A 10,005-nucleotide genomic window follows, 5' to 3' on the forward strand; every position below is an offset into this window, starting at 1 on the left:
GCGTGAGGATTTTTATCTTAAGTTGCCTTGCTTACGCAAAGGGCAACGAGGATTTGCGAAATTTAAGCCGCGCGTTTAGCGACAGCGGCGCACAGTGCGAGATAGTGCCGTGGCAAAATTTAGGCGTCGGTTCGCTAGACGAAGATTCTTTGATTTTGCCGCTTGCGGCTTGGGATTACAGCCTAGACGCGGCTAAATTTTTATCGTTTTTGAGCGAGCTTGAAAAAAGCGGAGCGAAGATAATAAACGGCGCCGAGGTCGTGCGCTGGAATTTATCGAAAAAATACCTCTTAGAACTTGAAGCCTTAGGACTTCCCGCGATCCCTAGCACGCTTTTAAACGGCGATGAAAATATAGAAGAGCTAAGGCGAATTTGCCCGGGCGGCGTGATAAAGCCGCTCGTCGGACAGAGCGGCAACGGCGTAAATAAAATCGACGAAATATCAAATTTAAGCGAATATAAAAACGGAGCTTTGCTTCAGCCTTTTATCGAAGAGATCGCCGTTAGCGGCGAAATTTGCTTGATATTTTTAGGCGGCGTTTTTTCTCACGCCGTACGCCGCTCGCCCGCTAGCGACGATTATAGGGCAAACTCGAATTTCGGCGTTAAGATTAGCTCGGTAGAGCCGACTGCAGCCTTTTTAAACGTCGCGCGAGACGTTTTAGCTAGGCTTGCCTTTAATCCCGTCTACGCAAGGATAGATCTAATCGGCGCAAAAGATAAAATTTTAATCAACGAAGTCGAGCTTATCGAGCCTAGTCTTTATTTTAGCTACGGCAAAAACTCTACCGAAAAATTCGTAAAAGTAATCCTAGATAAATTTGTCACGGAAAAGAAAATTTAGAGCCGAACGGCTCTAAATTTGATTATTTCGATTTTTCTAGGCTAGCTTTGATAAAGCCCAAAACTACGGGATTTGGATTTGTTAAGCGGCTGGTAAATTCCGGATGAAACTGCACGCCGACAAACCACGGATGCGAGTTTTTGGCACCAGATGCGGGCGAGCTAAGCTCGACAGCCTCGATCAGTCCGTCGCTCTCGCCGCTAACTATCAGGCCGTTTGCTTCAAATTCGGCTCTGTATTTCGGATTTGCCTCGTAGCGGTGGCGGTGGCGTTCTTTGACACATTTGGCGCCGCCGTAGATTTGACTTAGTAGCGAGCCAGGCTTCACGTCGCAAGTATACGCGCCAAGCCTCATCGTGCCGCCGACCGGGCTTTGGTGCGTGCGGATCTGCGTTTGGCCGTGCGCGTCGATGAAACTATCGATGAGATAGATGATAGGATTTACGCACTCGGGCTTAAATTCGACCGAATTTGCATCCTCGAGTTTTAGCACGTTGCGAGCAAACTCGATGAGCGCTAGCTGCATGCCTAGGCAGATGCCAAGATACGGCACGCCGTTTTCGCGGGCGTATTTGATCGCCTCGATCTTGCCGCTCACGCCGCGCTCGCCAAAACCTCCAGCAACTAGCACGCCGCCTACGTCTTTTAGTAGCTCCTCGACGTTTGAGGGCTCGATCTTCTCGCTATCTATCCACTTTAAATTTACCCTCGCGTCAAGGCTCGCGCCCGCGTGGATGATACTCTCGGTTAGGCTCTTGTAGCTCTCTTTTAGATCGACGTATTTGCCCACAAATGCTATCGTGGTTTCTTTCGTTGGCGCGATGATGCGCTTAACTAGGCTGTCCCAGTTGCGCATATCAAGCTTTAGCTCGCCCAAATTTAAAATTTCGGCGATCGGCGTTAAAACGTCTTGGTTATAAAACGCGAGCGGCACCTGATAGATACTGGCCGAGTCGATGCTCTCGATGACGCAGTTGCGCTCTACGCCGCAGCTGGCGGCTATTTTATCTTTTAACTCGCGATTTAGCGGCTGCTCGGCGCGGCAGATGATCATATCAGGACTAATGCCGATACGGCGCAGCTCGCCGACGCTGTGCTGGGTAGGCTTGGTTTTTAGCTCGCCGGCGACTTTTATAAACGGCACGAGCGTTAGGTGGATATTCATCGCGCGTTTGCGGCCAACCTCGATGCGAAGGGCGCGGATAGCCTCCAAAAACGGCAAGCCCTCGATGTCGCCTACCGTACCGCCGATTTCAACGATCAGTATGTCGCGACCCTCGCCCGCCTTTTTGATACGGTCGACGATCTCGCCCACGATATGCGGGATGACTTGGATCGTTTTGCCTAAATAGTCGCCTCTGCGCTCTTTTTCGATGACGGAGCTATAAACCCGGCCGGTCGTAAAGTTGTTATCCTGGCTTAGGCTCTCGTCTAAAAATCTCTCGTAGTGCCCCAGATCCAGATCTGTCTCTGCGCCGTCGTCGGTGACGAAAACCTCGCCGTGCTCGAGCGGGCTCATGGTGCCAGGATCCACGTTGATGTAGGGATCTGCTTTTAGCATGCTTACTTTTAAACCCGTATTTTTAAGAAGCGTGGCGATAGAAGCCGCCGCAATGCCCTTACCTAGCGAACTTAGCACGCCGCCGGTTATAAAAATATACTTTGTTTCGTTTAGATTTTTTTGCATATCGCGCCTTTAAATTTTTTTCGCGATTATACCTTATTTAAAATTTATAAACGCTTGATAGCTAAAGAAAAAAATTTATAAAACGGAAACTCTAAAATAATGTTTTAAGTTAAATTTCTGTAGTATGTTAAGTTATGATTAAAAAATATATTAAAAACATCTCGTCTTTGTATATAGACGGCTTTAGGAACATGAAGCTCGGAAGGAGCTTGTGGCTGGTGATAGCTATCAAGCTACTTATAATGTTCGGGATTTTAAAAGTATTTATCTTTGATGAAAGTTTAAATTCAAAATTTAAGAGCGACGAGGCAAAAGCAAACTTCGTCATCTCAAATTTGACAAAGGAATAAAATGTCTGAAATCGCTTCGGTCGATTGGTCTAGGGCGCAGTTTGCGCTCACTGCCATATACCACTTTTTGTTTGTTCCGCTCACGCTGGGACTTAGCTTTATCATCGCCATTATGGAGAGTATCTACGTCAAAACCGGCAACGAGCAGTGGCTAAAAATCACCAAATTTTGGCTAAAACTCTTCGGTATAAACTTCGCCATCGGCGTGGCTACAGGTATCATAATGGAATTTGAGTTTGGTACCAACTGGGCGAACTACAGCTGGTTTGTTGGCGACATCTTCGGCGCGCCGCTGGCTATCGAGGGCATACTCGCGTTCTTTATGGAGGCGACGTTCTTTGCCGTTATGTTTTTTGGCTGGGATAAGGTTAGCAAGAAATTCCACCTCATCTCGACCTGGCTCGTGGCTATCGGTTCAAATTTAAGCGCGCTTTGGATCCTCATCGCAAACGGCTGGATGCAGTATCCAATAGGTATGAAATTTAACCCTGCAACCGCTAGAATGGAAATGGAAAATTTCTTTGAAGTAGCGCTTAGCCCGGTGGGTATCATCAAATTTTTACACACCGTTACTAGTGGCTACGTTGCTAGCGCGCTTTTCGTGATAGGAATTTCAGCGTGGTTTATCCTGAAAGGACGCCACCTAATCATGGCTAAAAAATCCATCATCGTAGCAGCAAGCTTCGGCCTCGTTACGTCGCTATTTTTGATGTTTAGCGGCGACGAGAGCGCATATCAGGTCGCACGTACTCAGCCGATGAAACTAGCCGCGATGGAAGGCCTTTATAAAGGCGAAACAAACGCCGGCCTAGTCGCTATGGGCGTACTAGATCCGTCTAAAAAACCTGGCGACGACAAAGATCCGTTCTTGCTCGAGATAAAATTTCCTTACGCGCTCGGAGTTATGGCCACAAGAGGGTTTAATAACTTTACGCCCGGCATAGACGATCTAGTGTATGGCAATGAAACTCACGGCATAGAGAGCGTCGCAAGCAAAATGTCCAAAGGCTCGCTAGCCGTTAGCGCGCTAGCTAGCTACAACTCCGCTAAAAAATCGGGCGATAAAGCCGCGATGGAACAAGCCGAGCAAACTCTGGCTCAAAATATGAAATTTCTAGGCTACGGATACCTAAAATCCCCGGAAAGCGCCGTGCCGCCTGTTGGCTTAACGTTTTATAGCTTCCACGTGATGGTTGCGCTTGGCACCTACTTTTTAGCGCTATTTTTCGTCGTGCTTTATCTTTGCATGGCGAACAATATCGAAAATTTCAAAAAGCTGCTCTGGATCTGCGTATTTACGATACCGCTTGGCTACGTAGCTATCGAGGCAGGCTGGATAGTAGCCGAGGTCGGTCGTCAGCCTTGGGTCGTGCAAGATCTCATGACCGTGGGCGTGGGAGCGACGAATTTATCGAGCACAAACGTCAAAATTTCGTTTATACTATTTGCAGTGCTTTTCACGGCCCTACTCATAGCCGAGATAAAAATCATGCTAAAACAAATAAAAATAGGATTTGAAAACCATGCTTAGTTTAGAATTTTTACAAATTTACTGGTGGTGCGTAGTTAGCTTGCTAGGCGGTTTGCTGGTGTTTATGATGTTCGTTCAGGGCGGACAGACGCTGCTTTTCGGACTTTGCAAAAACGAGCTGCAAAAGGACATGGTGATAAATTCTATCGGGCGCAAATGGGAGCTTACGTTTACTACGCTCGTAATGTTTGGCGGCGCGTGCTTTGCGGCATTTCCGCTGTTTTACGCTACGAGTTTCGGCGGCGCGTACTGGGTGTGGCTGGCGATTTTGTTTTGCTTTATCCTTCAAGCCGTTAGTTACGAATACCGCAAAAAACCGGACAACTTCCTAGGTCAAAAAACCTATGAAATTTTCCTTTTCATAAACGGCTCTCTCGGCGTTATTTTAATCGGTATGGCCGTTAGCACGTTTTTTTCGGGTAGCGACTTTTTACTAAACGAGCACAACTTCGTACAATGGCAGACGCCGTTTCGCGGCCTTGAGGCGCTGGGCAACATCATGCTCTATCCGCTCGGTATCGCGATGTTTTTCCTAGCTCGCGTGGGCGGAGCGCTCTACCTCATCAACAACATCGACGATGCCGAGATCAGAGCCAACGCCAGAAAAGCGGCACTAAAAAATACGATTTTGTTTTTGCCGTTCTTTTTAATATTCATCGCTTGGATATTTACAAAGACCGGCTTTGCATACGACGAGAGCGGCGTAGTGAGCTTAGTTGGCTTTAAATACGCTCTAAATTTACTCCAGATGCCGCTTGTTGCAGCTATGATAGTTATAGGCGTCGGGCTCGTGCTTTTTGGTATATTTAAGGGTGCGTTTACGACAAGCATCTACGGCGTAGTGCCTTACGGCGTGGGTGTAGTGCTAACAGTTACGGGGCTATTTTTGATATCCGGGCTTGCGGACACGGCGTTTTATCCGTCGTTTTCAAATTTGCAAAGCTCGCTAACTATCAAAAACGCAAGCTCTAGCCACTACACGCTAAACGTAATGTTTTACGTAAGCTTTTTGGTACCCGTAGTTTTGGGCTATATCGTCGCGGTCTGGCGCGCGATGGATAGCAAAAAGATCACGGCCGACGAGATCAAGCACGATCATCACGCATATTAAGGATAAAAATGATAGAAGCGATAGTTTTTCTTTTTCTTTGGGTTTTGGCGCTTTTTGGCGGATATAAATTCGTCCATTTTAACATCAAACACGTCGAGAAAAACGACGACAAATACTTTGGAAATTTGCGCGAATAAGCGCTGATCCGCAAATCTCGTTCTACTTAAATTTTAGCTTTTATCGCTATAATGAGGCTAAAATTTTAAGGAGAACGAGATGTTTGACTTCACTTTTCACAACCCCACTAAAATACAATTCGGCAGAGGCAAAGAGCGAAATATCGGGCTTTATATGCGCGAATTTGACGCTAAAAGAACCCTACTGATCTACGGCAGCGAACGCATCAAAAAAGAAGGACTCTTCGATACGGTCGCAGCGAGCCTAAAAGAAAACGGCATAGAGTTTATAGAGCTTGGCGGCGTGGTTAGCAACCCAGTGCTAAGCAAAGTTTACGAAGGAATCGAGCTAGCTAGGAAATTTAACGCCGATAGCGTGCTAAGCGTAGGCGGAGGCTCCTGTCTAGATAGCGCCAAAGCCATCGCCGCAGGCACGCTATATGATGGCGACGTGTGGGATTTTTTCACAGGCAAGGATCCGAGCCGCGCGTTAAAAATTTTTGACGTCATAACCCTTGCGGCGACGGGCAGCGAGATGAACTCAGGCGCAGTCGTGACAAACGAAGCTACAAAACAAAAATTCTCCATCCACGGCGACGTCCTATATCCGCTAGTCTCAGTCGTAAATCCGCAGCTACAAGCAAGCGTTAGCCGCGAGTATCTAGTCTACTCCGCCGCAGATATCATCGCGCACAGCATCGAGGGATACTTCACGGCTAAAGTGCAGCCTGAAATCATCAACCTCTACATCGAGTCAAACATCAAAACCGTAATGAAAACGACCGAGATTTTACTAGCAGGTCCCGATAACTACGATGCCAGAGCCGAGTTTGCCTGGGCGGCGACGATGGCGCTAAACGGCCTAACATACGTCGGCACGCACGGCTACTCCTATCCAAACCACATGCTTGAGCACGCCATGAGCGCGGTCGTAAACTGCGCGCACGGAGCGGGTCTAGCAGTCATAATGCCAGCGTGGATGAAATGGTACAAGAGCCGAAATTTAAGCGCATTCGAGCGTTTTGCAAGGGAAATTTTTGGCGTAAAATTAGCCGACGAAGGTATCGCCGCATTTAAAGCGTGGCTTAGCAAAATCGGAGCTCCGGTTAGCCTAAAAGCCGTCGGCATAGAGGGCGAAACGCTAGACGAGGTGCTAAATTTAGCCCACGACTACGCGGCAAACTGGCGCAAAGACAAGCTCTACACGAAGGAAAATATCAAAGAGATTTTTGAGCTGGCGAAGTAAATTTGAGTAAATTTGCGGCTAAATTCGGCGCTAGCAAGATACGAAAATGCGCCGGTTTAAATTTAACCGCTGCGAGATAAATTGGTAAATTTCGGCGCTTTGGTAAAGCGGATCTGATTTGCCGAATTGTAAATTTTGCGCTTTAAATTTACTCCGAGTTTTTCCGGGTTGCGAATTTAAACGCAAAAGTACGAAATACGCGCGCGGCAGGTAAATTTCGGCATGGCGAAAACAACAACGCAAAATACTGCACGAATCATAAATTTAAGCGCGCAAGATAAACAAAACGCGGCCGGGCGAGCAAAATTTACTTTGCAAACGGCAAACTTACCCGCCCGCCGTAGCAAAATAGAGCAGGGCGCGCCTAAACCCTGCTCTGCGCCTAAATTTAAACTAAGGCTTTTTGATGATAAATCTAAGCGTCGGACCGTCTTGCTCGATTTTAAGCACTTCAAAGCCCCTGTTTCTCGCGTCGTAAGGGATCGAGTTTATCGCCTGCGGGCAGTCGCAAAGTACTTCTAGCACCTCGCCGCTTTTCATTTTCGGTAGGATTTCTAGCGTCGCGACGGCGGGCATAGGGCAAGCCTCGCCTAGGATATCGAGCGTATAGCTTATTTCAAAATCGTCTTCATGCATCTTAGTAGCCTCCTTTGGCGAAGAAATTTCGTTTGTAGATAAACACCAGCAGCAGCGCCGAAACGAATAAACATAAATTTACCGCTAAGCCGCCCAGCGGACCGAATACCTCTAAAAGCTGGATTTTCGGGCCGTCTTTGATCCATGCCGGGATGAGATCGTAGCTAAGGGCTAGCACCATAGTTCCTACGACGTTTGCGACGCCCACGATCATAAAGTGCAGCTGCCCCTCGGTGGCTCTATACGTCCAGCCGCACTCGCATCCGCCCGCAAATACGATACCAAAGCCGAATAAAAACGCTCCGATCGCAACCGCCGGCGAGAAATTCGTAACCTTGCCGACGTAGCCGTTTAGCATCAGCACGAAAACGATGAGCGTGGCGATTATCATGCCATAAAAAGCGCCCTTCGTCGCGACGTCCCTGCCGAATAAAAATAGGTCGCGAAAGCACGAAGTAAAGCAAATTTGACCCTTTGAGATAATAAAACCAAAAACCAGTCCGAAAAGCAGTCCAAGCGGCAAGATGCTAGCTTTGACTTTTAGATCGAGCGCCGGCACTTGCATCAAAAGATACGCAAACCAGATAATCGCTAAAATCGCGATAATCACGCCGACGGCGAAATTTCGGTCGGCGCGGCCTTTGTCGTGCGTCGTGCCTTTGCCTTTTGGGCCGAAGTTTTTAAGTTCGGTTTTAGGCATAAAGATAGGCAGCTTGCCGACCTTGACGGCGACGTAGATGCCAAGCACCATAAATACGGCAAAAAGCCACGTATGTAGCGAAAAATACGGCAGTCCGGTGAAAAAATCAAGCAAGTTGCAGCCAAAGGCTAGACGCGCGCCAAATCCCGAAAGCAAGCCGCCGACGATAGCTTGAAAAACGCGAATTTTGCTTGCGGGTAGGCGAAATTTGACTTTGTTTGCCATAAATGCCGCGATCGTAGCGCCGACGAACATGCCTATTAGCATAAGCCCCTCAAAGCGCGTGAGCGGGTTGCCGTCAAGGTTCGTGATCTTGTAGTAGGAGTAGCCGCTAAGATCCATCCCGAAAAGCTCCAAAAACTCGCCGCCCCAGCGCGTCATCTCGCCGGTCACCGCCCATCCGCCGCCAAAAATCCCAAAATACACGGTCGCAACGATGGCTAAGATAATCATCGCCTGCCCGACGTTCCAGAAATTCGTTAGATATTTCGTTCTAAATTCTTTAAACATAAATTTTCTTTGTATTAATTTCCTCGCCCCGCGAGACTAAAATTTGAGATTAAACGCGTATCTATGAGGTAGTCATCTAGGTATCCTAAAACGTGGTCGTCAAACTTGACGCTAAAAAATAAGAATTGTAGCTAAGATATTATTAAATAAAATTAAAATTTAGCTAGATTAATTTGCGATATTTTTATCTAAAATATAAAATCTATAACCATCTTTTTTGTTTTCGTTTAGATCTTTTACCGCGACTTTCGGCCGGCATCTACCGCCTAATTTTGCTTTTTCGAGGATGTTTTAAGCGGTTCTCTTTAGTTGCTACCGCTTTGCGTGTATTTAGACCAAAGAGAACCTAGCGTTTTGACCAAAATATCTTAGATATAAAGTCCTACGCCTCCAAAATCGCTCCGTTGCTAGCGTTCGTTACTAGCTTACGGTACATTCGCAGCCAGCGATACGGCAGCGGTTTTTCAATCGGCTTAAATTTCGCCCTGCGCTCGGCTATCTCAGCTTCACTTAGGCGCACGTTGATCGCGTATGTATCCACGTCGATGTCGATGATGTCGCCGTCTTCTAGCAATCCGATCATACCGCCCTCGGCGGCCTCCGGGCTCACGTGCCCGACGCTTAGCCCCCTCGTAGCGCCGCTAAAACGCCCGTCCGTGATCAGCGCCACGTCTGCGCCGAGCCCTCGCCCCATGATTAGGCTTGTAGGGCTTAGCATCTCCTGCATGCCCGGGCCTCCGCGCGGCCCTTCGTAGCGGATGACGACCACGTCGCCTTTGTTTACCTTGCCGCTTGAGATCCCCTCTATCGCCTCGTCTTGGCTGTTAAAGCAGACCGCCTTGCCGCTAAATTTGCGCTCGCCGATGATGCCCGCGGTCTTGATGACGCAGCCCTGCTCGGCCAAATTTCCAAACAAAACCGCCAGTCCGCCGACCTGCGAGTAAGCGTTTTCGACCTTGTGTATGACCGATTCGTCTTTTATGGCGCTTGCTCCGACGCGCTCGCCTAGGCTTTCGCCGCTTACCGTTAGCGCGTCTAGCCCTAGCAGCCCGTTATCGCGGCGCGAAATTTCATTTATCACGGCGCTTAGGCCGCCCGCGCGGTCGATGTCCTCCATGTGGATATTTGGCAGGCTAGGGCTGATTTTGGCGATGTGGGCGATCTTGCGGCTGATCTCGTTGAGCCCCGCGATCTGCAAATTTACTCCCGCTTCGCGCGCGATAGCCAGGATATGCAGCACGGTGTTGCTGCTGCCGCCCATCGCCATATCGAC

At 48.3% G+C, this 10,005-nt stretch carries 10 protein-coding genes; 6 read left to right on the forward strand and 4 right to left on the reverse strand.

The features are described from left to right. Window positions 1-2: 2 nt before the first annotated feature. Window positions 3-845, forward strand: a complete 843-nt coding sequence (locus tag Q0394_RS04730) for a hypothetical protein (RefSeq protein ID WP_298945735.1) — start codon at window positions 3-5, stop codon at window positions 843-845. A 22-nt stretch (window positions 846-867) separates the two neighbouring features. Here Q0394_RS04730 and Q0394_RS04735 read toward each other — a convergent pair whose 3' ends face one another. Further along, window positions 868-2,532: a CTP synthase gene (locus Q0394_RS04735; protein WP_298945736.1), complete on the reverse strand. Its 1,665-nt coding sequence runs from the start codon at window positions 2,530-2,532 to the stop codon at window positions 868-870. A 134-nt stretch (window positions 2,533-2,666) separates the two neighbouring features. On the opposite strand from Q0394_RS04735, the gene Q0394_RS04740 reads away from it, so the two are divergent. The 5 genes from Q0394_RS04740 to Q0394_RS04760 all read left to right on the forward strand — a co-directional run bounded on the left by Q0394_RS04740 (window position 2,667) and on the right by Q0394_RS04760 (window position 6,886). Then, a complete protein-coding gene (locus Q0394_RS04740) occupies window positions 2,667-2,882 on the forward strand; it encodes a DUF4492 domain-containing protein (RefSeq protein ID WP_122867106.1) in 216 nt (71 codons plus the stop codon). Between the two features lies 1 nt (window position 2,883). Beyond that, entirely contained in the window at window positions 2,884-4,413 is a 1,530-nt protein-coding gene (locus Q0394_RS04745) for a cytochrome ubiquinol oxidase subunit I (protein ID WP_122867105.1), read from the forward strand. Continuing rightward, on the forward strand, window positions 4,397-5,524 hold the full coding sequence (locus Q0394_RS04750) for a cytochrome d ubiquinol oxidase subunit II (RefSeq protein ID WP_298945737.1): 1,128 nt from the start codon (window positions 4,397-4,399) through the stop codon (window positions 5,522-5,524). Before Q0394_RS04745 ends, Q0394_RS04750 begins: the two co-directional genes overlap by 17 nt. Window positions 5,525-5,532: 8 nt before the next feature. Further along, window positions 5,533-5,661, forward strand: a complete 129-nt coding sequence (locus tag Q0394_RS04755) for a hypothetical protein (RefSeq protein WP_002943393.1) — start codon at window positions 5,533-5,535, stop codon at window positions 5,659-5,661. Window positions 5,662-5,740: 79 nt separating this feature from the next. Further along, window positions 5,741-6,886, forward strand: a complete 1,146-nt coding sequence (locus tag Q0394_RS04760) for an iron-containing alcohol dehydrogenase (RefSeq protein WP_298945738.1) — start codon at window positions 5,741-5,743, stop codon at window positions 6,884-6,886. Window positions 6,887-7,279: 393 nt separating this feature from the next. Here Q0394_RS04760 and yedF read toward each other — a convergent pair whose 3' ends face one another. From yedF to Q0394_RS04775, 3 genes are all read right to left on the reverse strand, one after another. Then, window positions 7,280-7,522: a sulfurtransferase-like selenium metabolism protein YedF gene (gene yedF / locus Q0394_RS04765; RefSeq protein ID WP_004323059.1), complete on the reverse strand. Its 243-nt coding sequence runs from the start codon at window positions 7,520-7,522 to the stop codon at window positions 7,280-7,282. A gap of 1 nt (window position 7,523) precedes the next feature. Continuing rightward, window positions 7,524-8,732: a selenium metabolism membrane protein YedE/FdhT gene (yedE, locus tag Q0394_RS04770; protein ID WP_298945739.1), complete on the reverse strand. Its 1,209-nt coding sequence runs from the start codon at window positions 8,730-8,732 to the stop codon at window positions 7,524-7,526. Between the two features lie 382 nt (window positions 8,733-9,114). Next, window positions 9,115-10,005: dihydroxy-acid dehydratase (locus tag Q0394_RS04775; protein WP_298945740.1), on the reverse strand; the 891-nt coding region annotated here is incomplete at its 5' end.

The organism is uncultured Campylobacter sp. (assembly GCF_938039205.1).
Lineage (GTDB): Bacteria > Campylobacterota > Campylobacteria > Campylobacterales > Campylobacteraceae > Campylobacter_A.